18 protein-coding genes and 1 pseudogene are annotated in these 22054 nt (G+C 58.9%); 4 read left to right on the forward strand and 15 right to left on the reverse strand.

What is annotated here, in order from left to right:
- Nucleotides 1-45: 45 nt before the first annotated feature.
- The 9 genes and pseudogenes from QRN54_RS15865 to QRN54_RS15905 form a co-directional block, all read right to left on the reverse strand.
- Nucleotides 46-1230: a polysaccharide biosynthesis protein gene (locus QRN54_RS15865; protein WP_228401970.1), complete on the reverse strand. Its 1185-nt coding sequence runs from the start codon at nt 1228-1230 to the stop codon at nt 46-48.
- 164 nt (nt 1231-1394) lie between these two features.
- Complete coding sequence (locus tag QRN54_RS15870) at nt 1395-2321, reverse strand: glycosyltransferase family 2 protein (RefSeq protein WP_065456019.1); 927 nt, start codon at nt 2319-2321, stop codon at nt 1395-1397.
- Nucleotides 2311-2643: a glycosyltransferase family protein gene (locus tag QRN54_RS15875; RefSeq protein ID WP_228232624.1), complete on the reverse strand. Its 333-nt coding sequence runs from the start codon at nt 2641-2643 to the stop codon at nt 2311-2313. Before QRN54_RS15875 ends, QRN54_RS15870 begins: the two co-directional genes overlap by 11 nt.
- Before the next feature lie 168 nt (nt 2644-2811).
- Nucleotides 2812-3102 (reverse strand): annotated as a pseudogene (locus QRN54_RS15880) (glycosyltransferase); the annotation flags it as partial.
- The gene (locus tag QRN54_RS15885; protein WP_285182414.1) at nt 3099-4094 is read right to left on the reverse strand and encodes a glycosyltransferase; all 996 of its coding nucleotides are present in this window, start codon (nt 4092-4094) and stop codon (nt 3099-3101) included. The pseudogene QRN54_RS15880 and the gene QRN54_RS15885, both read right to left, overlap by 4 nt.
- A gap of 50 nt (nt 4095-4144) precedes the next feature.
- A complete protein-coding gene (locus QRN54_RS15890; RefSeq protein ID WP_065456021.1) occupies nt 4145-5467 on the reverse strand; it encodes an O-antigen ligase family protein in 1323 nt (440 codons plus the stop codon).
- Nucleotide 5468: 1 nt separating this feature from the next.
- Nucleotides 5469-6611 carry a polysaccharide pyruvyl transferase family protein gene (locus tag QRN54_RS15895; protein WP_007726608.1) on the reverse strand — a complete coding sequence of 381 codons (1143 nt, stop codon included), beginning with the start codon at nt 6609-6611 and terminating at the stop codon, nt 5469-5471.
- On the reverse strand, nt 6592-7689 hold the full coding sequence (locus QRN54_RS15900) for a glycosyltransferase family 4 protein (protein WP_285182434.1): 1098 nt from the start codon (nt 7687-7689) through the stop codon (nt 6592-6594). The genes QRN54_RS15895 and QRN54_RS15900 overlap by 20 nt, the downstream gene beginning before the upstream one ends.
- A gap of 150 nt (nt 7690-7839) precedes the next feature.
- Nucleotides 7840-9360, reverse strand: coding sequence for a sugar transferase (locus QRN54_RS15905; RefSeq protein WP_007726602.1), 1521 nt, complete (start codon nt 9358-9360; stop codon nt 7840-7842).
- Between the two features lie 692 nt (nt 9361-10052).
- On the opposite strand from QRN54_RS15905, the gene QRN54_RS15910 reads away from it, so the two are divergent.
- The 3 genes from QRN54_RS15910 to QRN54_RS15920 all read left to right on the forward strand — a co-directional run bounded on the left by QRN54_RS15910 (nt 10053) and on the right by QRN54_RS15920 (nt 13756).
- Nucleotides 10053-11702, forward strand: coding sequence for a hypothetical protein (locus QRN54_RS15910; protein ID WP_254593787.1), 1650 nt, complete (start codon nt 10053-10055; stop codon nt 11700-11702).
- Entirely contained in the window at nt 11696-13168 is a 1473-nt protein-coding gene (locus QRN54_RS15915; RefSeq protein ID WP_081305432.1) for a glycosyltransferase, read from the forward strand. The genes QRN54_RS15910 and QRN54_RS15915 overlap by 7 nt, the downstream gene beginning before the upstream one ends.
- Before the next feature lie 261 nt (nt 13169-13429).
- Nucleotides 13430-13756 (forward strand): helix-turn-helix domain-containing protein, encoded by a 327-nt coding sequence (locus QRN54_RS15920; RefSeq protein WP_228232489.1) that lies wholly within the window; start codon nt 13430-13432, stop codon nt 13754-13756.
- On the opposite strand, the gene QRN54_RS15925 is transcribed toward QRN54_RS15920, so the two are convergent.
- The 4 genes from QRN54_RS15925 to QRN54_RS15940 all read right to left on the reverse strand — a co-directional run bounded on the left by QRN54_RS15925 (nt 13750) and on the right by QRN54_RS15940 (nt 20131).
- Entirely contained in the window at nt 13750-14673 is a 924-nt protein-coding gene (locus QRN54_RS15925) for a UTP--glucose-1-phosphate uridylyltransferase (protein ID WP_007726597.1), read from the reverse strand. The genes QRN54_RS15920 and QRN54_RS15925 overlap by 7 nt on opposite strands.
- 571 nt (nt 14674-15244) lie before the next feature.
- Entirely contained in the window at nt 15245-16393 is a 1149-nt protein-coding gene (locus QRN54_RS15930; protein WP_052027882.1) for a cellulase family glycosylhydrolase, read from the reverse strand.
- A gap of 46 nt (nt 16394-16439) precedes the next feature.
- Nucleotides 16440-18173, reverse strand: coding sequence for an ArnT family glycosyltransferase (locus QRN54_RS15935; protein WP_003943618.1), 1734 nt, complete (start codon nt 18171-18173; stop codon nt 16440-16442).
- Nucleotides 18170-20131, reverse strand: coding sequence for a hypothetical protein (locus QRN54_RS15940; protein ID WP_054187561.1), 1962 nt, complete (start codon nt 20129-20131; stop codon nt 18170-18172). The genes QRN54_RS15935 and QRN54_RS15940 overlap by 4 nt, the downstream gene beginning before the upstream one ends.
- A gap of 306 nt (nt 20132-20437) precedes the next feature.
- On the opposite strand from QRN54_RS15940, the gene QRN54_RS15945 reads away from it, so the two are divergent.
- Nucleotides 20438-21160 (forward strand): hypothetical protein, encoded by a 723-nt coding sequence (locus QRN54_RS15945; RefSeq protein ID WP_003943634.1) that lies wholly within the window; start codon nt 20438-20440, stop codon nt 21158-21160.
- Nucleotides 21161-21193: 33 nt separating this feature from the next.
- On the opposite strand, the gene QRN54_RS15950 is transcribed toward QRN54_RS15945, so the two are convergent.
- The gene (locus tag QRN54_RS15950) at nt 21194-21391 is read right to left on the reverse strand and encodes a CsbD family protein (protein ID WP_007726588.1); all 198 of its coding nucleotides are present in this window, start codon (nt 21389-21391) and stop codon (nt 21194-21196) included.
- Between the two features lie 90 nt (nt 21392-21481).
- Nucleotides 21482-21745 (reverse strand): GlsB/YeaQ/YmgE family stress response membrane protein, encoded by a 264-nt coding sequence (locus QRN54_RS15955; RefSeq protein ID WP_003943661.1) that lies wholly within the window; start codon nt 21743-21745, stop codon nt 21482-21484.
- Nucleotides 21746-22054: the final 309 nt, after the last annotated feature.

The following is a 22054-nucleotide window of genomic DNA, read 5'->3' on the forward strand; positions in this document are numbered from 1 at the left end:
TCTCTCCTTCATGTATGTGCGACTTCACGATTTTCGGGCAGCTATTCACACGGTCACGCCTGCCTCCACCGCCTTCTCCATGCTTGAAATTCGCCGAACCGAAATATAGATACACGGAATAACCTGGAGTACAACCATTCCTGCGGATAGTCCCAAGTAGAGTGCGGCGGCTCCGAGTTCAGGAATCAGGGATATTGCCAATACCATTCCGACGAGGCCGCTCAGCCAGACACAGAGGACTTGCAACCATAGTCCTCGCGGGTCCATGAGGAACATCGCCGCCGGCTGATGCACCGAAACAACAAGGATGTAAACACTTCCGGCCAAAACGGTTGCCAGCGGGACGACAAGACTTCCACCCGAGACAAACCGAATTCCGGGATAGCTGATGACGACCAGAGCAAGCGCAAATACGGCGCCCACAGTGCCGAGAAGTACTATATGCTGGGCGAATTCACGCACCCGAAGTGTCCCGATTCGGTATCGCTCGCGATATCTTGACCACAAGTTCTGGCCCATCACTCCCAAGATAGCCAGCAGGGGTCCAGCGAATTGCGCCACCACCGAATATTGTGCGACGTCTTCGACCGTTCCAAAAGTGGAGATCAGCAACCTATGGCTCTGGAACCCGACAACCATGCCGATCGATATGAGAAAAAACGGAACCGCCGTTTCAGCTATGCGAACTCGCACCGGGCTTGTAAGACGCCAGCCGATCAACGAACCCTCATCGCCGGAAATCGATCGAAGCGCGAGAGCAAGGGTAAGAAATCCGACGGCGAGGTAGCCTGCGCACGGTGCCAGAACAAACAGGTAGGCCGGCGCCTGAGTAGTCCAACAAACCCCTATCACGATCAGTTGAATGATCGGACCGATCAACGCTGCGGTAACGACAACGCGCATCTTTCCGCAACCCTGCAGGATGCGTGACCCCAAACCCAATGGAATACCAACTGCCGCAGATACAATCACTACTGTGGCCAGCGCCGACGCATGATCCATCTCACCGACTGCGCCTAGAACTGGCACCCACAGCCCCATCTGATAGAACAGGAACGCGAGGCTTGCGACAGCGAGGGATACCAGAACGGTGACCAGACTCGCCCGCCGAAAATGGGATTGGAACGACATCCGATCGAGTGCACCACTTCGGTAATCTGCTGTCGCGTTCACCATGGTCGCGCCGATACCGAAGTCCGCGAAGGGAAGTAGATTCAACATGGACGCCATCAGCGCATAGAAGGCGTAGTACTCGACGCCGTAGTCCCGAGACAGAATTGCTATTACGGCGAAGTTCGCGCAAGCGCCGGCCAGCAGACCTACCAGTCGAAAGAACCCGGTCCCGCCCAGGTCGATCGACTTCGCCGACCTCACGTATGAGCTGACCACTGTGTTCACCCTCGTGTCTCCGAGGTTCCAGCGCCAGACACGATTGTGGACTGCTTCAGACCGCTGTCGCCGATCCGAGCGAGTACCTTGTAGCACGCGGCAACTGCTACCTTCACGCAACCCCGCCAGTACAAACCTTGCGCGAACGACGCTCGTCCCATGCGTGCGTTCGCAGCTGCGGCAACCGCCGATGCGCTCATCAGCCGAACTGGGATCCCCAGATGTCGCGCGTAGTGCCCCCTGATCGATTCCTTGCACAACAGCGATTTCTCAGGAGAACCAATGGATTTGCCTGCGTACATCGAATACACGAGGGAAACGGTGTTGTGTTGAACGACTCGGCCGACGACGGATAGACGAATGAACATTTCGTAGTCGTCGGCGTAACGCTCGACGATCTCCGGTACGTCCAGCGCAATCGCTGCTTCGTAATCGGCACGCCGAACCAGCGCCGCTCCCGGTGGAAACGGACCATACCCTTGTGTCAACAGGGTTCGAGTATTGATCTCGGAGTACGACTGATTGTTCAACCGACTACGCCCACGTGGGAGACTCGCCATCACACGTCCAGCGACGACTGCGCAGTCCGCCTGCGCAGAGAGAATACCCAAGGACTCGTGAATGCCGGGTGCGACCAGAAGATCATCCGCGTCCAGGAACACGATGTACGGTGCCGTGACGAGCGTGGCCCCCCGTCGTCTCGCGAGGTATGCACCCGCATTTGGCTGCGTCAGGACACGTATATCGTGGGCGCGACATAACGCGGCGGTACTGTCTGTGGATCCGTCGTCCACCACGATGACTTCCGAAGCGCCCGCATTGTGCGCGCTCTCGATTGACGCCAAAAGTGTGGCTTCCGCGTTGAAAGCTGGTATGACAACTGCGAATTCCGCACTTGATTGCGTTGTGGGTTCCAAATAGTCATCGGACACGAGGAGTCACCCCTGCTAGAACTCGTCTTTGAACACGGTCGGTTTTTGCGAGAAGCGCAACCCCCAAGGACACCGCATAATCGAGCCACTGCGCCCTGAAGACTGTGATTCCGGTCAGGGCGCGTGATCGCCGCATGTCCCGGTAATGATCCATCATGCCCCGCACCGAACCAGCGCCGGCCGAATCAAAGTCACAGAAGAACTCGGTCCACACGCGCGGTTGCGATCGGACCGCCATCTTCAACAGATACAGTTGGTCGGCACTGAGTCCGAATTCGGTATCGTAACCGCCGATCTCAACATGCAGCGACTTCTCGATCACACATGCTTGATGGGGAATGATGTTTCCACCTAGCGCGAATCGGGACAGACTGAACGGGATACGGCCACCGATTCCGATGGAACTTCCGGAGTCGTGGATGTTGCTCAGCCCGTAACCCCACCGCCAAGAGACGCCCCCTCCTTGATGATCTCGAGAGACTCTCTCCAGAACGTCACATGAATGGAACACGTCGGACGAGTGCATGAACCACAGCAACTCGCCACTCGCCAGTTCCGCACCGATGTTCATTGCGTCATAGCGACCGCTGTCGAGGCCTGTGTTCCACACTAACGAATCACCCAACGAATCAAGGTATTCGACAGTTCCATCCGTCGAACCACCATCGATCACGATGTGTTCGACTCCCTGTGCACTCTGAGCCCGGACGCTCTCGATCGTGCGGACCAGCCCCGAAAGATCGTTCCTGGTGATGGTAATGACGGTGACCGATGAAGTCATCGAGAATCCCCTATCGCGAATGCATAGGCGTCGATGAGTGCTGTACGCGAACTCATGACGTCCACTGTTCGGTTGAAATATTGTGTCTTGGCTTGAACAGTCGTTCGGTAGTCCAGGCAGTCGAAGTAATGTGTGACGGCCATTGACAGAGACTCCGCAGTATTGCCAGCGACTGGATAGCCAAGCGAGACCATACTTTTGATGTCACGACTGATCACCGAGACACCGACCGCGGCGGCTTCCGCAGCGGAAATCGGAGCGCCCTCCCAGGCCGCGGTATGGAGATACAGCGAACTGGCGCGCACTTCATCCAGCACCTGTTCAGCTGGAATCCAGCCCGTCACCCGAACCCCGGATTCCACGAGACTTTCTTTCAACCCGGCTTCGCCGTCTCCTACCCACACGAACTCGAACCTGCTCGACAACCTTGCTGCAATATCGGCGAACAGTTGGGGATCCTTTTGGGGAAATATCCTTCCCACCATCACTACTCGGCTTCTTTCAGCCGATGCTTCCGCTGTCCGAGGGCGGCTTGCGCGCAAATATGCGCCGTGATCGGTCGGGGATACATTGCCGACCACGATGGAGGTGGAGGAGTTCGACAACTCCGTAGTCAACTCGGCTTCTCGTCCACTCACGGCAACAACGCACTGACGCCGAATCGAGAGTAGCCCACGCTCAACGGACTTGTAGAGTACCCGCGCCAGGGGACTGACGTCGGTGCGCTCGAATGCGTAACAGTGTGGGGTGTATACGATTCCAGCTCGGTGCCCCGGGATGATCCGGGCGAGACCGGCAAGACTGGAATGCAGGTGGAGAACATCGAAATCTCCCCGGCGCACCATACGAATCGCGGACAGCAAAAGTGCGGCCAAACTTCCAGGTACCAATGTCACGCTGAGTTCGGAGGGGAAATTGTATGTGCTCTGCCCGACCCGTTCGCGAGCAATCACGCAGTGATGCATTTCTGGCGTCAACGCCTGATAGTTCAAGATCGCGGTGCTTACACCTCCTCCGAGCGCTTCCGTGACATGCAGAACTTTCATCGCGCACCATCCCTCGTCAGGCCGGCATCAACATGTGAGCTTCGAATATCTTCCATCGCAAGGTCTTCCGTCTCCGAAGTATCAACTGATCTTTTCCGCATACCCGAGGAGCACAAGAGAAGAATGAGAGGGCACAGGAAGGGAAGCAGACCGGTTCGATACGGCTGGATGGGCGCCTCCAGAAATCCCACAGCGACCGTAGTTACGATCAGCGCCCATGCCAAGTATCGATTTTCCACGTCAGTGGTCAGCAACGCCCAGGCCGCAGCGACGACAAGCACGGCAATTCCGAGAAACCCGACGGCAACGCCGAGTTCTAACCAAATGTTGTGCGCGGCATAGTTGGAGGAGAAGCGATACGCGTTATGCTCCGTCCAATAGTTCGCGCCGTGACCAACATTCGGACTCTCCGAAATCAGCTCCTTCGCCCTCATCCACAAAGCACCGCGATAGGTGTAATCGCGGAGCCCGTAAACTCGGAACACTGGCACAAGAGAAATCACCAACGCAACCATCGCAGCTGCCAGAGCTACAACCCGCGACATGCGGTTTCCGATACCGAGGACTACGAGGTAGCCGAGAACCAGACCGATCATCGCTGTTCGACTGCCAGAAATTTCGATCACGATGAGGCTCGCCAGTCCAACCGCCGCAACTGTGATCCAGTGTTGCCGATACACGGCAACGACGCTCAGCAGTGCGACACACAGCCCCAGGAAGTTGCCATTGCCTGTGATCGATGACGTGAGCACTTGGCCCGCCACAGTGCACTTGTCCAACCGACAGGTCTCGACCACAGCCTCAGGCCAGACGACGAAAACCACAGCCATGCTCAGACAAAGCGCAAGCAGACCCTGGTAACAAAGACGGGGCCAGTTCAGTACGTCAACCGAGAGCGCGCGGCACCACAGGAGCGTAGGCACAATCATGAATATCGCTCCGACGACACCGATGTCCACGACCCCGAAGATGAGGATCGGCATGATCGCCACCGCCATGACCAGTATCGCGGGGATATAGGGGAATGAATCTCGGGACCCGAGAGAGGCGATGAAAATCGCGATTCCGATGACAATCGAAGGCACGTAGGAGATCACGAAGACCGCGGAGCCAGAAACTGGAAGGTATAGGGCAAGGACGCTACCTAACACCGCCTTGAAAAGGACCGGCCATACCACCGATACCCAAAACCAGATCCCGATCAGCCCGCTTCTGGTACCTGTTGAGGTTTGACGGCGGGTTGGCAACACCGTGACCCCACGTACACGTGCGATCAGCAAGAGAAAAACACTGGCAAACAACAGGAACGAGAGGTTCATGTCATTGGCCAGCCGTCGGCAGGTGGCATGGCACAGCCAGGGAGCCGAGTAGGCGTTCCCTCTGGGATGCGACGGCCTCGATGCGTGAATCGATCAGGCGCCAGTAAGTGGCTGGATCGTCTCGAATCGATTCCACCGCGTCGAGAACGCGAGTTGCCGAAGTCCGTCGGGCATCGAGAACGTACTGTTCCAACCCCAGATCATGAAATGCTCCCCATGATTTTCGTTCGTAGCCCAGGTGCACACTCGGCTTTCCGGCGAGCAATGCAGACAACGATCCGTGCAGGCGTGTACTGACAACGACGCGATTCTCCGCGCTCTCCAGATAGTGCTGCAATGGCTTTGGGGTTCCCGAGGAGTATTTGACGGTGAGTGGAGTGTCATTGTTTCCGCCACCGGTGGACTGAATCGCCCATACAACATGATCTGACCGAGCCAAGTCGGACAGAGTGTTCTCGTAGGATCCAGGGCGGGACAGCTCACGTGCCACGACTACCGGGCCATGCGTGATCTCGATAGTACGAGGTGTACGGACCTCCGCCATCTTGAGAACCGCCAGATCCGAGATTCGTTCGACATTGGTCAGGTCGGCGAACAATTCCCGTGATCGATCGTCACGAACGAGCACCTGATCCATCGCCTTCAGCGAACTCGCGATACGCCGACGGAGAATGTTCGGGAACGGACCGATACTCTGCGGCAGATAGATCTTACGCGCACGACTTCGTGCGGCAAGATCGAGTTGACCGAAATGCGCCCCCGCAGTTTTCAGGGCCTCGGAAACGGACGAACCCCGAAGGTATCCGCCCCCGACAGCGACTATCAAATCCGCTTGCTCGAACAGTATCCTGACAGGTGCCGGCCCGCCGGTGACGGTACTGGCCAGCATGGAAACACGTACGGATGCCTTCTTTTTCGGGTTCGGAATCCATGCCGACGTCCACTGATGAAACTTGACATGATCCGCCATCGGATGGTGACGGAACGATTCGGCATCAGTGGCAATCACGTCGACGACAGAATCCGGCCACACCGATCTCAGCAATTCGAGTGTTTCCTCCACCAGCAACCGGTCGCCGGAGTTTTGAGCACTGTATGCGTGAATGACCAGGATGCGCGGGTGGTCACGACTGTATTCGGGCAACGATCTCACTCCTGGTCGTCATGGTTCGGGACGCCTGCAAACCCATTGAATAGGCGAAATCTCGGTACTCGTCACTCGATACGACGCCGAGGGCGGACCGAAGGCTGGCCGCGCCGGTAAATGTGAGCACCGGCCCGGAGGTTCGCAGATCCTCGAATGCAGGTAGATCGGCAGCAACAACCGGCCGGCCGCGCGCCCACGCCTCCCATACGAACACAGGGTTGAGTTCGTTTCGGCTGGGCATAAATGCCGCGTCTGACCAATCCAGATAGGGCACAACGTCATCGACGCGTCCTACTAGTTCCACCGTATGCGAAGAAGACTTCGTACTGCCGAACCGCCGTTTCAGGTCTTCTTCTTCCGGTCCTGATCCCAAGATCTTTATTTCACACGGAATCTCGATATCTGACAGCAGTTCGGGAATACGATCGAAGCCCTTCTGCTTGGATAGACGGCCACAGGCCAGGAGCCGTAGCGGTGCCCCCGAAGATTCACGACGAATGGTTTCTCTCGAGTCAACTCGGATCAAGTTCGGCTCGTAAACAAGCCGAGCGTGCGGTCCGTAACGTCGCTGACGAATCTGACTCACGGCTGATTCCGAAGGCGCGGTGATCAGCTTTGCGTGCCGAAGTGCTTTGCGAACGAGCATGTTCTCGGCCAGGGAGAGAACGCCAGTTTCATCCGCACTCGGCAACTGATGGAAGGTCGCAATCAGCTCACCCGGAAGACGTTTGAGCAAACTCGAAACGCCGAGTGCGACATGGCTACCCCTCATCAGTGAATAGACCACATCCGAATGCTGTAGATGTGTTGCTATGGCTCGACTGGCTCCGACCAGTCCGCCAGGACTCCTTGGATAGTCGAGCATGACGAACTCGTCTGCGAGGTCCGCAACCTCGTTGAAGTCTCGGCATCCTGCAAACAAAGTGACCACGGTCGTATGTGTGTCGGTAAGCCCGCGCAATAACCCGCACAATGATTTCTGTGCACCCCCACCTTCCAACCAGGGCGCCACAACAAGCAACGACTTCAACTTTGGCGGTTCCGACACAAACTTCTCCTGGTCAATTTGCTCCATCACTTCCCAACATCGCCTTGAGCACCTTCGCGACGATCGTGTTCTCGCTCGTCATCGACCAGTTGTCGACGTACGAAAGATCAAGGGGAGCTATGCCTTTCCACCGAGAACATCACGAACTGAAGTCGGTCCCGAATCCGCATTCACGTCTCAGTACGCACCGTCGCTGGCCAACACCGCTTTCAACGTTTTGCCGACGATCAATACATCACCCATCAGCGACCAGTTGTCGACGTACGAAAGGTCCAGTCGTACAGTCTCTTCCCAAGAAAGGTCCGATCGTCCACTGACCTGCCACAATCCTGTAATCCCCGGCTTGACAAGAAGTCGGCGACTGACAGTTCCGTCGTAGGCCTCGACCTCGCGGCGAAGCGGAGGCCTGGGGCCGACCACGCTCATCTCGCGCCGAAGAACATTGACGAACTGTGGCAGCTCGTCAATCGAGTAACGGCGCAAGAAGCGCCCGACCGGTGTAACGCGCGGGTCGTCGCGCATCTTGAAGAGCACACCGGCGCCGTCGTTCTGGGCCATCAACGACTCCACCTGTGAGTCTGCGTTCTGGACCATCGAACGGAACTTCAGCATCGGGAATGGTTTGCCGTCCAGTCCCATTCGCTCCGCTCGATACAACACCGGGCCCGGGCTCGAGAGCTTGACCGCCAGTGCCGCGGCCAGGAGAACAGGTGCAATTGCTGCCAGTAACAATGACGCGAAAATTACGTCGAACGACGATTTCGCAAAGCGTTGCGCACCATGATATTTCGGTCGCTCGACGCGTATCAAAGGCTGACCGGCCACCGGCCGCATCGACAGGCGCGGCCCCGACACGTCGACGATACTTGGCGCAACGACCAGATCTACGTCCCGCGATTCCAGATCCCAGGCAAGTGCACGGATGCCATCCGAGCCGAGATGTTCGGTTGCCGTCACGGCAACGGTATCTGCGCCGACCAGTTCCAGCGCTTCGACTACCGATGTCTCACCACCGAGGAGCGGTATGTCACGCCCGTCGACTGCGATGGACTCGTCCGCGCGCCGAAGGAACCCCGGCACACACACTCCCACCACACGGAAACCGTCTGCGCTACCCCGCTCGAAGTTTCGTGCAAGTTCAGCGCCGGCATCCTTGCTGCCCACCACCAGTACCGATGTGAGGCACTCCCCGCGAGTACGCCTTCGCACGATCACCCCACGCCAGAGCCAACGGCTCACCAGTAGCGCGAGAAGGCCGACAGGGAACGCGAATGCGAGGTAGAGCCGGGCGATATCGAGACGAAGCAGAAGGCTTACTATCGCAATGACGCCGAACAATCTCATCGCGGACACCAGGATTCGCCGATACTCCTCAGGACCGCTTCCGATCACACTCGCAGATCTGGTCCTGAATATCTGCAACGTCGCCAGCCACGCGATCACCACGCCGATCGACAAACCGGTGTAGCTGAACTGCCCGAGCTCACGAGCGTCGACGGCGGTCGGCGCGGCGCCGAATCGAAGCCACTGCGCAGCCGAAACCGCCGCTACGACAATCAGCGAATCCGTCACTGCCAGAGCACGTATGTATCGATGCTGCCACGCAGCACGCGAGGAAAACTCCGCACGGGAGTCCGGCACGATGCGCGGACGCCGATACCCGAGCGACGGCGCCATGGACATGTCCAATGCCGACATCTGACCAACCTTCCCGTTTGCGAGCCCCCAGGCCCCGACCGTTCTTCGGAATTTCCCGTTTGCACCCGAATGCTTCAGGCACAGCTAAAGATGGAGAAGAGCAAATGTTCCGCTTAGGTATCGGCAACATTGCAACTCGATAATCCGGAGGCATTGCACGTGCCGCGTGAGTACTATGAGAACATCTCCAAGGCCGGAGTTCAATTCGAATAATGTTGCAGGTCAAGACTCTAACCGGCAATTTTTCTTCCCAGCACACACCCAAAGAATGTTGGACGATCGTTCACGTTCAATCGTCGCAATGTCACGGTGCCATTTACGCTGTAGTTACCCTTTAGTAGCTATAGTTCAGCTATTGAGTGAATCCGCGGAATCGTCGAGGGCTTAGGTCCCGACGACTGCAATAGCTCACAAAGCGGACATTGCCTCTCACTGCTGACCACAGTTCTTTCGCATGGGTAACTGGACCCGAATCCACGCAACCGAGAACCGTCCCTGCACGCCGGGGACCTATGTCCCCGTAGGTCGAATCCGCCGGACCTGATTGAACTTTCTGCAATCCGCAAGTGAATTGCCCTTCGATATGGAGTAATTCGGCAGACCCGAAATCTCGTCATGCCATCCGGCCAACCCAGACCCGCACTGGGTACCGAAAAAAAGATTTCAAACTTCCCACTATGTGAGATGTGAGCATGTGGGACGTTCCGGCCGGCCTGCTCGGAGACTGGCGCTTCGACGTGGCGAGGGCGATATGTCTCGATCAAGTAATGTCTGCATATGGCGCCGGACCGATGGCGATGGTCGGCAGTCCCCAGCGGTGCGCAGCCTCGAATCGCACGCAGATGTCGGGTAGCAAGCGAATGGAACTGGAAATGTTGAAGATTCGTGAGATCCGCTCCGAGTCCGGGATCATTCCTCGACTCGCAGTGCGGTGGTTGATGATCGCGCTCGCCACGATCTTTGCATTTTGGCCCACCTGGACCAAGCTTTGGCAGAGCACGGCCAGCGGAACTGCCATCGGCTACGTCTTCGCTCTACCGCTCTTGTGCCTGGTTGCAGCCGTCGGAACAGACTTGAGGCGCGGCCCGGAGCTTCCGATTCACGACCGTGAGACCGACAAGATAGTCGGCTGCATCGGTCTCTTCGTCGCGTTGGGACTTCAAGCGCTCCTGCTACCGCGTTTCGCCGAGACCTACGAACTGATGCATATCGACGTCATTGCAGCGTGGGTATTCGTCTGGAGCGCAGCGGTTCTGATGTTCGGCCTCCGTCCGGTCAATCGGTACTGGGCAATCTGGGTGGTCCCGATCATCTTGGCGCCGCTGCATTACCGCGCCATCGCAACCGAATTGGGCGGGACTCGTTTCGACTACAGCGTCCTCATGGTGCTTGTCGCGTCTGCCGCGACCACGATCGCCGTCAGTAGAACGTGGAGGCGAGGGGCGATCGCCTTCGTCGCCGCAACGCTGCTCGGTGTGGTGATTCTCTACTTCACGATTCAGAAGTATCCCACTGCTCCGCTTTTCGCCGTGCAGTTGTTTCCCGCACTCGGAACCGCAATCGTCGTCGGCGGCGCCTTCTATCTGTACGAACGCCGGGGTAAGTCGCTCAAACCGTTCGACCGACCACTCCGAAAGCCTTCGACAGCCACAAGCAATTGGACCATCCTCGCGGTGTTTGCCGCCGCAGTGCTGATGTTCTTCACACCGTTGCCATCGACAAGTTTGACCGTCAACGTCGGTCCGCCCCCGGCTACTGCGGATCCTCGACTTGTCGTTCCACTGGGCTGGCATCAGATTGGAGCATCCGAATACGACTGGCCCCGTCGCTACTTCGGCAGCACCTCCGAGCTGAGTCGTCAGACCATTCGGGCCGACACTCCGAATCCCGCTTGGGACTCACAGATGCGGCCTCGCACGGTACAGATTGACGTCGTCCAGGTCCGTCGACCCTCCACGCTCGCCGTGTATCCCAGCAAGACCACCTACGACCTGGAGAACGCGAGAGTCAGCCCGACGGTCACGCTGGAGCTGCCGCACGGGATCGTCGCCGAGATGTACACGATCGTCGACGACGCTCTCCTTCTCACATGGAGCAATCTCAATTTCGTCTGGACGCGGGGCGACGGAGCCGCGCAACGAGTCAGCCTGATCAGCGTCGACAATCACGAACCCGACGCCTACTTCCCCGAACCGAAGCCGTCGATGGCGTCCAACGGTAGCAATACCCTCGCCGTTCTACTGCGTGGTGAAACCTCGACCGAAGACACCGAATCCGAGTACAAGGACCTGGACATGCTCGAAGCACTCGCTCGACTACTCGTGGAGGCTCAGACGTGGTGAACGCAAACCGAAGCCAGTCCAACAGTGTCGTGGTCAGCGGTGACCCGGATACAGCGGAGTACCGCGAGGCCGCCCTGCACGATGCAGTGAACGGTCTACGCGAGCGCCATCCGATCTCATCCGCCTCCGTGGCCTTCTATCCGTGGCAGCGAAATACGTTGTTGGCAGGCTTTGCGCTGGTCGTCGTCAGCCTCGTGTTCTTCCTCGTCCCGACTCTCATCGCGCTGACATTGATCTGCACCATTGGATACATCTGGGCGATGGTCGACCGTCTGATCTTGTTCACGAGGGGTCTCGATGCGTCCTCGATCATGACGATCAGTGACGAAGAGGCACTTGCTCTTTCATACGACGACCTTCCCACCTATACCATTCTGGTCCCCGCATACAACGAGCCTGAAGTCGTCGGCGACCTCATCGCAGCCATGCGAGCGATCGAGTATCCGGCAGACAAGATGCAAGTCCTTCTCCTACTGGAGGAAGACGACGCCGTCACTATCGAAGCTGCACTTGCCGCCGGTGTGGACGAGGTCGTCAGCATTCTGAAGGTGCCCGCGGCCGATCCACGAACCAAACCGAAAGCATGCAACTACGGTCTGCATTTCTCGACGGGCGAGATCGTCACGATCTACGACGCCGAGGATTCCCCCGACCCACTCCAATTACGTCGAGTAGTCGCAACTTTCGCGAAACTTCCCGAGAACACTGCTTGTGTTCAGGCCAAACTTGCATTCCACAACGGAACTCAGAACCTGTTGACCGCGTGGTTCACCGCCGATTACGCGCTGTGGTTCAGCTTCATCCTTCCTGGATTGATGCGGAGCAATTCACCGATTCCTCTCGGCGGCACCTCGAATCACCTACGCCGTAGCGTCCTCGACGAGATCGGGGCGTGGGATCCTTTCAATGTCACGGAGGATGCGGACCTCGGCGTGCGGATTGCAGAGAGCGGATATCGCACCGCGGTCTTGAATTCCACCACGCTCGAAGAAGCCAACAGTGACACGATCAACTGGATCAGACAGCGCTCGCGTTGGTACAAGGGCTATTTGCAGACGTGGCTCGTCCACATGCGCCAACCCGTCAAATTATGGCGAGGATTGGGTCCGATCGGCTTTCTCCGATTCACGATTCTCATGGCCGGCACACCTTTGGTCGCCACTTTGAACATGGTGTTCTGGCTCATCAGTCTGGACTGGATTCTCGGACAACCTGAAGTGATCCACCAGGTCTTCCCCAACTATGTCTATTTCCCCGCGTTGATCTCTCTGGCATTCGGTAATGCCGCTGTTCTCTACATGAACCTCGTGGCGTGCCGAGAAACGCGAAACGCGATGCTCCTCCTCGCCTGTCTGACTGCTCCGTTGTATTGGGTGCTGATGAGCATCGCGGCGATCAAGGGGACCTACCAATTGATTCGCAACCCGTCCTACTGGGAAAAAACCTTCCACGGTCTGAACACGTGACAACGCAACCCTCACGTTCTACACAGGTGTGAGTTATGTCTACTGATCCGCCTCACCCACAATTTCACCCGATTTCGGGTTTCACCGGAAAACGCACAGCTAGATGGTTGCGGTAAACACACAATCCAGTCACAAAACTTAACTACCGGTACGCGAGAACTGCGGTGATTGGTTGCCGAATGATCACAGATCAGCCGTCGAGCGCCTTACGTGTCGAGACGGCGCTGGCTTACCGCGCAGCACTCAGGCACTATGACCGGTATGAGCGGTTTTTCGGAATGGGTGAAGCATCAACTGGAACTTCGCCAAGAAACTGACGTAGCCGATGCTGCGCGTGCGCTGGGAATACGCCCCTCCGAACTCGGTCGGTGGCTGTCCGCGAAACGCCCCCCCACGCAGGACACGATCAGAACTGCTTGCCGCGTCTTCGACGTCCACGTCCAGGAAATTCTTGTCGCGGCGGGCTACATGACACCTGACGAGTCGGGTCTGGACGACAAGCCGATTTCGCTGTCGTCGCTCAGCACGCAAGATCTCCTCGATGAGCTGGCGAGACGCTCCGCGTCGCATAGCCTTGCAAGTCAGTAGGTCAGCTGCGGATCCGGCTGATCCAATCGTTCCTTGAGCCAGACTCGCAACTCCGGTCCGTACTCGGTGCGACTGAGCGCATGGTCGAGAGATGCTCGCAGAAAGCCTCCCGGGTTACCAAGATCGTGGCGGGTTCCGTGATGGACGACGACGTGAACCGGATGCCCCTCCGCGATCAACAGCGCTATCGCATCCGTCAGTTGTAGTTCGCCACCCTGCCCGGGTGAGATTCGTCTGAGCGCGTCGAACACGGCGCGATCGAGAAGGTATCGTCCGGCCGCGGCGAGAGTGGACGGAGCATCCTCAGGAGCCGGCTTCTCGACCATGCCGATGACGGCAAGCACATCGGGATCGCTGCCCTCCACAGGTGTTTGGACGTCGAATACTCCGTAGGCCCCAACACGATCGGGCGCGACGTCGAACGCGCACAGCACAGAACCACCACGCTCGGCACGTACCTTCGCCATCGCGTCGAGAATGCCGCAGGGGTGGACCAGATCGTCGGGAAGCAGCACCGCGAACGAGTCCTCGTCCGCATCCAGCACCGATTCGACCAGACCGACAGCGTGTCCCAATCCCAGCGGAGACTCTTGCACAACCGGCTCCACCGAGATCAGGCCCGGAGCCCGACGCACACGTTCGAGTAGATGGTGCTTCCCGCTGGCGGCGAGCTTGCCCTCGAGCACCAGGTCCTCGACGAAATGCCCGACGACCGATGCCTTGCCCGGCGCAGTGACGATCACCAGACGTTCCGCGCCTGCTTGCGCCGCTTCGCTGGCGACCAGCTCGATCCCGGGTGTATCGACCACGGGGAGCAACTCTTTCGGAACCGTCTTGGTGGCCGGGAGGAAACGAGTCCCCATTCCGGCAGCCGGAACCACAGCAGTCTTGAAAGGCCGTTCAGCGCACCCAGTCATCGTTCACCTCTCCGCTCACGCGATGTTTCACACACTTACCGTTACGCGCATGCAGCGGTCGTCCCCTCATTTCGACGACCGAAGCTCACACCGCATGTACAGCCTGCGCACAAGGTCTACCGGGCGGCCGATGCCGCCGCAAGTTGACTCGAACTCGGAATTCGTTGCGCGCGAGAGCTACACACCACCCCTCGATGTCACTTCCACGAGGGGCGCGCCGCACTCCGCGCACTACCCGTTACCGCGGCGAACGGTTGTGATCGTATTTCGACGTTGACCACGGCGGGACGTAGCAACTGACCAAAGAGACAGGTACGACACAACTTCCGAACTCAGCGCCTCAACCGGACCGTCCCCAGCCGACCCGGACGTAGGTCCTGGAGGCGTCGCATCGATGGTCCCGTGCGACTTCACCAGCCTTCAAGTTCGGTTATCCACAGGTGAATGCCACTGAATACCATTGAATACGAACGAAATACGATCATCACGCCGCAACACCAGGTTCAGGTTGTTATCAAATCGTGACCATACTCCCGCTGGGCGGAACTCCCAGTGGACTACTCGCAGTGTCCTAACTTGCCAGTGAAGCAATCACGTCGAAGAGTGGATCGTCAGGCCCGATATCCATCGTGCATTCGTTCGGCCGTGGATCCGGCACGAATGCCCACAGGAGAGCTCCGGCCGTACCGGCCACCTTCTGCCCCGTCAGCTTCGTCTCGATATTCGTGGCTCTGGTCGCCAGTGATTCACAACTGCCTGCCAATTCGCCTGTCTCGGCGACCAACAACGGCTTCCCGACGTTCGCGGCCTGTTCGATGCGACGCGCCAGTCCGTTCCACTGGTCGCCCGGAAGCGGAACCCCGTCTGCTCCGTAGTCGTGATACTGCAGAACGTCGACGAAGTCGGACTCGCTCACGTACTGGTAGTCGTCACCCGCAGTGCCGCACTGACCGCCCCCGACGTATCCGGCCGTGATCAGGATGTTCGGATCGATCGCCCGAAGTTCGGCGCCTGCCGTGTCGAAGAACTCCCGCAACACCTGCGCGGAATCAGACGGGCACGTTCTTGTCCACCAATTGCAGGCGGCATCGGTACACAGGCTCGGTTCCGGCTCCCCCACCAATTCCCACGCCGCGACGGAAGGCTCGTTCTTCCAACGGTCGACGGCGGTGTGCATCCAGTCCTGGAAGCTCATGGTGGCTCGACCTGGGATCAGGTTCGCGACCTTCCACTCGTCGGTGTACCAGTCCCTGGATTTGAACAGCCCGTCATCACACCCGCTGTCCTGGGGTGAGAGCACCGGAATCGTGAACTGATTGTGTCGCGCCGCAGCGTCGAACACCGCGTCCATCGGGCCGAAATCCATCTCCCCGGACACCTTGTTCACCGCGAGCGCCTGGAACGCGTTGAAACGCGTGACGGAGTTCGGTGGCAGAGAACCGAAGTAGGCATCGAGATCGACCATGGCGCCACAGCCGAAGTTCACCGACCAATCAGTGGCCAGTTGATAAGCATTCAGCCCGGTAGGCCACCATGGCTGTCCGTCGAGCGTCAGTCCGCTCGACGACACTCCCACCCGAACCGTCTTGGGCGAATCGGCAACCACCGGCGTCGTGAACATTCCTGTCACCACCGCGACGGTTGCAAAGCTGACTACAGCGGCAGCGATACGGCGACGCACTGTGCCAGGCACACGCGGACGCACTTCTTCAGAAGACATCTACAACCATCCACGTCATACGGACAATCCTCCCACACGAATTGCCTCATCGACCCGTTTGCCGTTCACCGGTGACGCGATACAAACGCCAGGCCGAAGGGTCCATGCCGCCGTCGTTGGGAACCTCGAGTACCAGCGCTCCCACACCGCCGGCCCCGGTGTCGTACATCGTCGGATAGCGCCGATTGACCGCGTCCGACACACCGCGACCGGTGTTCGGCACCGACAGGATGTATTCGACGTGATGTTCGGCGGGGTTGTTCAGTACGCGCACGAAGTCCGCATCGGAAGGCACGACGAATTGCCGAGGGTTGTTCGACGACGCCACGACGGCATAGCTCTGCACGGTGTCGAGCAGAACCGACCCCTCCGGCAGAGCCAAGTCGTCCAGGTATCTGGCGATGCGACGCTCGGCCGCAAACGTGCGCAGATTCGTCTGCTCCTCCAGGTTCTGCCGGCCCGGAATGATCGCACTGGCAATGGAATGCTCGAGCACTGCGATCCGCGCATTACCCATCGCGACAAACGTGACCAGCGTCGACCCGACCAGCAAGCACAGAGAGATCACAAGGGGCAGAGAGGGTCCCGACTGCTCGGGGTACGTCGATACCGAGCGTGACGCAGCAGCCCCCGGTCGACGCGTGACGACCGGCGCTCCGCGAGGTGCGATCAGGACGACCAACACGAAACACAGCGGAATGATCGAAATGTAGAAGCGCAGAAGGGGAAACGTCGATCCCATCACGTAGAGCAAGGTTTGGGCACCGAGGATGGCGCCGAACAACACAAGAGGCACGACCACTTCGGTGTCGCGCCGCCGAAGTGCGTAGATGATTGCAAGGACCGCGAGCACCGGGAGCGCCGGGCCGAGTACGGCCATTTCGGTAATCGAGAACGCAAGACGGGCGATCGGTGAGTCGGTTCCGGCACCAGCCTGCTCCAGGATGGAACTGTTCCCGTAGACCGACGAGAACTGTTGGAACGCTTGACCTGTGATGAGCCAACTGGCAAACGACCACAAGGCGAAGGCAAGGAATCCCGGCATCAGCACTACGGCACCGTCGAGGGCTGCTGCCCAGAGCCGCAAGCCAGGCCCCGCGCCCTCGCCGCGCTCCTCAGCAGTCGGACGGAAACGAAGCCAACTCACCACGGTCACCAGCACCACCGCGACGAACAGCGGGGCCAATGCGTCGTATCTGGTGAGGTACGCCAGAGCGAAAGCGAGGCCGGCACCGATGAGGTCGTGTACGTCGTCGCTTCGCATCCACCGAATCAATCGACGTGTCGCCCACAGAACGAAGAAGAGGAACGGAGCTTCGCTCATTCCGCTCGCCGCGTACATGACGATCATCGGGTTGACAGCGAACAGCACGGTCAGGACGACGGTGACCCATCGCGCACACCCACGGTCGCGGCTGATCCCACGTACCTGAATCACAGCACCAGCCATGAAGGCCGCGGACATCACGACCGCAGTGATGTTCCACCGCAGCAGATCCGGCCACCAATGACCCATCAGGCCCATCGGAATCTGGACTGCCGCCGTCAACGGGGTGAACACGAACCCGATCGCCGCGAAGTGCGGATCACGGCTGAGCAGCATCGCCGACACCGCGGCGACGCGGCTGAGCGAATCGGTGAAGATGAACCCGATACCCGCGTTCATCCACACGCCCAACGCGGTGTAGATCGCGAAGAGCGCGACGAACATCCGCCATGGCTTGCGGCCCGGTAGATCGTGGACCGCGACGGACAGGGCCGGGCGATCGGTGACGGTCACTGTCCGCGACGCCGAGCCACGAGCACACCACCGACGGCAACAGCGATCAGAACCACGGTCCCGAATCCGATCCAGCCGATCGTGACCGCGCTCAGTCCGGTCTCCTCTTCGGCCGAGGTCGCGGTGCCCAACGGGGCGACGTTGACTCCGACATCGAAGGGCTCACTTCCCCGAGGCGCGACCAGGAGATCGCCGGTCAGTTCTGCGAACCGGTCCTTCCCACCTTCCAACCAGTTGAGCAGACCGTCGGCATCGGCCGCATCACCCTCAGAGGTCAGCGCCACCACTTCGTTGTGCGAACCCGAAACCACCTGCAAGGCACCGTATTGTCCACCGAATTCCAGACCCTGCAAGCGCAGGAGCCCTTGATCTGCTGTGTCCATGGGTAGAGCCACCGGAGTGGGAAGCTTCCCGTCCGCCGCGATCAACAACGCCGGCAGCGAACTGGTCGCCGCGTCGCCGAACGGGAGCACACGCGGTTGCAGCGGCAGATAGCTCAACCGCTGCATCGCCACAACGAGGCGCTGCGCGCGAACGAGATCTGCGAAATCACCGTGACTCAAACCGACATCGAGTGTGGGCAGCATCGACTGCGGTAATGCCTGGAATCCTCCAGGCGTCGGCGGGAATCCGGTAGTGGACGTGATGGTGCTTGCCGGATCGACAGTGAGCGAAGACGGGCTACTGGTGCCGCATTGGAAGTCGCCGGTCACATCCATCGAGACTTCGAAGGTCAGGTCGCGACGCAGGAGTTCGTTCGGAACATCGACGCCGATGTCGAAGCGCCCTGTCTCGTTCACCGTCTGCGAAGCAAGCCGTGAGTCCCCCAGCGAAATCGACAGTTCTCCGTTGCGTGAATTCGGCAGCGGTACATAGGAACCGATCATTCGGATCGACACGTCCTTCATCGGACGCCCCAGTTGCGACTGGCTGAACGGGACGTCGACCTCGATGTGATTGAGACCGGAAGCCGTCAACGTTCCGAGCTTCAGCTCACCGACGGTGATGGCGTCCTGGGAAATCTGGGCAACTGTGTTGTCCGGTGACGCGAGCGCCCTGCTCGCCGCCCAGTAGCCGTCGAAGTTCGCCGCCAACAGACTGACCTGAGGAACGAGGGTCTTGTCGTCCCCTGAAATTCGCAGCACTGGTGCACCATTCGGAGCAGCCGCGAGATCGATGCCGGCGTCCCCACTGTTGCCGAGTACTACAGCTCTCTCGAACAGTCCCGGCTCAGCGGACGGCAGACTCTGGCCGTTCGGCAGTTGTTCCACCACCACGGCGTCAGGCTGACTTCCGTACTTGTTGACAATCGCTGCACTCAGCTGCAGAGCCGCACTCTGCTGTGACCGTGACGAACCATCCGTGACGTAGATGGTTGCCTTCCTCAAAATCGGCGGAAAGAAGGTTGCAACAGTCGTGGGCTGCTGCTCGGCACCGTCGTAGGCGACAAAGGCATCCCGGAGCGCAAGGGGCTGGTATCTCGTTCGGTCGTAGCAGCGGTCGTCGACGGGAACGAGGTGAGCGATCATCGACACGGTCACGCTCCGGTCGACCACTTCGAGACCTTGCAACGGAACCGAAATCGGTAGGCCGGTTCCGGCCTGCCCGGCGTCGAAGTCGACGCGGCTCACCAATCTGCCGTCGGCAGTCACTTCGAGCCAACCCCTACTGAAGTCGGTCGGGGCGGTCAGGATTCCGGTCACGGCTGTTGCGGTGAGTCCGTCCGGCACCGGCACGGTCACCAAGACGGGTGCATCATCGGAGGAGAACACGATGTCTGTTCCTCGTCCGAGTTCGGTGAAGGAGATCGGAGTTGTGGCTGCGGCGGCCACCGAAGTATCTGCGTCGTCCTCGAAATCCTGGGCGGAGGCGACACTGCCGAGCGGAAGCAACAAAGTGACCGCGACAGCCACCGGCATTGCCAGCGCGCGCGTCAGCCAGGTTCGAGAGTGGCCCATCAGCGTGTCTCCTCGACATTTCTTGTTTCCGCGCAATCACCAAACACAAATCACGAGTAGCAATCTCGCCAGTTCGCGACGGTCGCAGGTCCGATCGCACCGTTACGGACGAACAAACCATAACGACCAATTTATGCGTTTGGCTAATTATCCCGGCGGGCGAGACTTTTGTTACGGCATGTCACATGATTAGCAATCACCACCACTGGGAAGTCGAAAGACGCCACTGAAAAGCCCGTCAATACGCCTGAACGTCCGTCCAGTCCGGGCGCTTCACGGGCGGAGAATTCTCAGATAAAGGAAGCTGTGACGATCAATTCGATCATCCCCGCCGGCAAGAGTGCGATCGGGAAGCTGGTCGGTGCGCCGTTCCACTTCGCATCATCGCTGCGCATGGCCAGGGTTTTTCACCCTCACGGGATCGAACTGAAGGGAACATTGAAGCCGGCCACCCCATGGTGGCCGGTATCGGAGTCGTCGACGATTACCGTCACCGCTCGAATGTCGAAAGCCCTCGGAACACCCGGAGACCTACCCGACGTACTCGGCCTGGCGCTTCGGTTGCACGATGTCGGCGCAGATGAAAACCCGTGGGACATTCTTCTCGCAACATCAGGACTTTCTACCTTCTCGAAAATGTTTCCAGCTCCGGCTTTCTCGTGGAACGGCGCGAGATACAGCACACTGGTTCCTTACTCACGCGCGGGCGGTGCCGCGGCGTGGCTGATCGTGACACCGCGCGGTGTCCATCCGGCCGGCACTTCTTTGTCTGCATTGAAAGCTGCGGTCGATCATTCCCCGCTGCACTTCTCCGTGTACCTCGCGAGGATTCAACTTCAGTTGATACCGATCGGACATCTCTGCCTCGACGAAGTCGAGGACCACCCGGATTGCCTCCAGCCGTCCTTCGATCCGATTCTGAACACACCGGCCCACATGCGCATGCTTCCGGAGTGGCTCGCAGAAACGCGCAAGTTCGCGTATCGCGGTAGCCGCAACGGCCGGGGAGGCACACAAAAGCGCGGTTGACCGGACGTGCCGATCAACCGCGCTGAAGCTCACTCAGCTTGTGAACTTGTCCTTGATATCCGAGACCTTGTCACTGACAGTGTCTCCGGCCTTCTTGACCTTCGCCTCGCCCTGATCGGCAACACCCTCGGCAGCCAGATCATCGTTGCCCGTGGCGTTTCCGAACTTTTCCTTCGCCTCGCCGATGAGATCCTCAGCGCGGTGCTTTGCCTTGTCGATGAAGTCAGACATGTATTTCTCCTTCTTGGATTCGGTCGTGCGTTCAGCCGTGGAATTCGGTCGTGGATTCAGTCGAACTCGAACTGCGTGGACAAATGCGTGTCAACGTTTTCCGGTGACTGCCTTGACCAGGAACAGCAAGATGACAGCGCCGAGGAGGCAAGTGAGGAAGCTGAAGATCCAGCCCGCGCCCTCGACATCGACCCCGAAGACTCGAAGCAGGAAACCACCGATCAGACCGCCGATCACACCGACAACGATGTTGAGGAAGATCCCCTGCTGCGCATCGGTTTTCATGATCTTACTGCCGATCCAACCCGCCAGTCCACCGATGATGATCCAGGCGATGATACCGAGAGGAAGCATTTGAACTCCTTAGAGTAAAGAGGGGCGGCGCAATGAGAGACTGCCGGTAAAGGGAGAGTTCCGAGCGATCGGCCCGCGCAACTAGACCGTGATCGCGGGTTGTGTTTGCACACAACCGGACTCTCCGCCGCACGACGCGGGGGATCGTGCACTCAGTAGCAGCCACATTGTCTGCTTACCTTTCTATCAGGTGTTCACGACAGAACCAAAATGACTGGCGATTCACCACATACGAGAAACGACACTCACCGACGCGCACATGATCAGCGTCACTACGATCGCGATCGCCATCGAGGTCACGGTCGCAAG

Source organism: Rhodococcus sp. MEB032, assembly GCF_030208925.1.
In the GTDB taxonomy this organism is placed as follows: domain Bacteria; phylum Actinomycetota; class Actinomycetes; order Mycobacteriales; family Mycobacteriaceae; genus Rhodococcus_F; species Rhodococcus_F qingshengii.

What these genes read in the sequence shown, in the direction of transcription:
- QRN54_RS15890 (WP_065456021.1), bottom strand. Translation starts at nt 5,467, where the DNA reads ATGAACCTCTCGTTCCTGTTGTTTGCCAGTGTTTTTCTCTTGCTGATC.
- QRN54_RS15950 (WP_007726588.1), bottom strand. Translation starts at nt 21,391, where the DNA reads ATGTCTGACTTCATCGACAAGGCAAAGCACCGCGCTGAGGATCTCATC.
- QRN54_RS15940 (WP_054187561.1), bottom strand. Translation starts at nt 20,131, where the DNA reads ATGGGCCACTCTCGAACCTGGCTGACGCGCGCGCTGGCAATGCCGGTG.
- QRN54_RS15910 (WP_254593787.1), top strand. Translation starts at nt 10,053, where the DNA reads ATGTGGGACGTTCCGGCCGGCCTGCTCGGAGACTGGCGCTTCGACGTG.
- QRN54_RS15920 (WP_228232489.1), top strand. Translation starts at nt 13,430, where the DNA reads ATGAGCGGTTTTTCGGAATGGGTGAAGCATCAACTGGAACTTCGCCAA.
- QRN54_RS15900 (WP_285182434.1), bottom strand. Translation starts at nt 7,689, where the DNA reads ATGGAGCAAATTGACCAGGAGAAGTTTGTGTCGGAACCGCCAAAGTTG.
- QRN54_RS15925 (WP_007726597.1), bottom strand. Translation starts at nt 14,673, where the DNA reads ATGACTGGGTGCGCTGAACGGCCTTTCAAGACTGCTGTGGTTCCGGCT.
- QRN54_RS15905 (WP_007726602.1), bottom strand. Translation starts at nt 9,360, where the DNA reads ATGTCGGCATTGGACATGTCCATGGCGCCGTCGCTCGGGTATCGGCGT.
- QRN54_RS15865 (WP_228401970.1), bottom strand. Translation starts at nt 1,230, where the DNA reads ATGGCGTCCATGTTGAATCTACTTCCCTTCGCGGACTTCGGTATCGGC.
- QRN54_RS15930 (WP_052027882.1), bottom strand. Translation starts at nt 16,393, where the DNA reads ATGTCTTCTGAAGAAGTGCGTCCGCGTGTGCCTGGCACAGTGCGTCGC.
- QRN54_RS15955 (WP_003943661.1), bottom strand. Translation starts at nt 21,745, where the DNA reads ATGCTTCCTCTCGGTATCATCGCCTGGATCATCATCGGTGGACTGGCG.